The sequence below is a fragment of the Bacillus cereus group sp. N14 genome, assembly GCF_016483555.1.
In the GTDB taxonomy this organism is placed as follows: Bacteria; Bacillota; Bacilli; order Bacillales; family Bacillaceae_G; genus Bacillus_A; species Bacillus_A wiedmannii.
The window spans coordinates 1-234 of record NZ_JAEHBQ010000140.1 but is presented as its reverse complement, the minus strand read 5'-3'; the positions used below and the strand labels follow the sequence as shown (position 1 = coordinate 234).

Sequence of the window (234 nt, the reverse complement as noted above, 5' to 3'; positions counted from 1 at the left end):
TACCTACATTGAACAAGTGGTTAAACACTTGAGTACATTTAGCGGATTCCCACTTGTTGGTGCAGAGCATTTAGTTGATGCAACGCAAAACACAGATGCATACACAGAAGTATCTGCGGCATTAAAAGTATTTATGATGAACATTTCTAAAATTGCAAACGATCTTCGCATTATGGCATCTGGTGCACGTGTTGTATTGGCGGAAATTCAATTACCAGCTCGTCAACCAGGTTC

General features: G+C 40.2%; 1 protein-coding gene. It reads left to right on the top strand.

The window, feature by feature from the left end; genetic code table 11:
- The coding region (locus tag JDS82_RS29455) for a lyase family protein (RefSeq protein WP_242474954.1) at positions 1-234 on the top strand (234 nt) is incomplete at both ends.